Origin of the sequence: Pseudoalteromonas sp. TB25, assembly GCF_000497995.1 — a bacterium.
Classification (GTDB): Bacteria; Pseudomonadota; Gammaproteobacteria; order Enterobacterales; family Alteromonadaceae; genus Pseudoalteromonas; species Pseudoalteromonas distincta.
This window is the reverse complement of sequence record NZ_AUTI01000017.1, coordinates 1-1,109: the sequence shown is the minus strand read 5'-3', so window position 1 is coordinate 1,109 and position 1,109 is coordinate 1. Positions and strand designations below refer to the sequence as shown.

Annotated in this window: 1 protein-coding gene; it reads right to left on the bottom strand. The window is 39.4% G+C overall.

Going from position 1 to position 1,109, the window contains the following annotated elements:
• On the bottom strand, positions 1–1,109 hold a 1,109-nt coding region (locus L652_RS0100240), incomplete at both ends, for a DNA gyrase subunit A (RefSeq protein ID WP_024603163.1).

The window sequence follows — 1,109 nt, the reverse complement described above, 5'->3', positions numbered from 1 at the left end:
CTTTAAGCCAATATAAACGACCGGCCGTAGAGAAACACAATATAGTATCGTGTGTATTTGCAACTAATAGACGTTCGATGAAATCTTCATCTTTCATCTTCGTTGCTGACTTACCTTTACCACCACGACGCTGTGCTTCGTAATCAGACAATGCTTGATACTTCACATAACCTTCGTGAGAAAGCGTTACTACTACGTTTTCTTCGGTAATTAAGTCTTCAAGGCTGATATCGTGAGCAGCTGCATTAATTTCAGTGCGACGCTCATCACCATATTGCTCTTTAATTTCAACTAGCTCGTCACGTATAACTTCCATTAAACGCTCAGGAGTTGCCAAAATATAAAGTAGTTCAGCAATTAGTTCTAATAACGCTTGGTATTCGGTCAAGATTTTTTCGTGTTCAAGACCTGTTAGCTTATGTAAACGCAAATCAAGAATTGCTTGAGCTTGTTGCTCAGAGATATAATATTGACCATCGCGAATACCAAGTTCGCTTGCTAACCAATCTGGACGAGCAACATTGTCTTCACCTGCTTTTTCAAGCATACCTTGTACATTACCTAATTCCCACGGACGCGCTGTTAAAGCAATTTTAGCTTCAGCAGGTGTAGGGGATTTACGAATAAGTTCGATAATTGGGTCAATGTTCGCAAGCGCAATCGCTAAGCCTTCAAGCGTGTGTGCACGGTCACGGGCTTTACGTAAATCAAATACTGTACGACGAGTTACTACTTCACGACGGTGAATAATAAACTCTTCTAACATTTCTTTTAAATTGAAACATTTAGGTTGGTTATTAATTAGCGCAACCATATTCATACCAAACACAGTTTGTAACTGAGTTTGTGAATACAAGTTGTTTAAAATAACTTCGCCTACGTCACCACGTTTGATTTCAATAACGATACGCATACCGTCTTTATCTGATTCATCACGTAGCGCACTAATACCTTCAATTTTCTTATCTTTAACCAGCTCAGCAATTTTTTCAATTAAACGAGCTTTATTAACTTGATAAGGAATTTCGTGAACGATGATTGTTTCACGGCCTGTTTTTTCATCGGTTTCGATGTCGGCGCGTGCACGCATGTACACTTTACCACGGCCA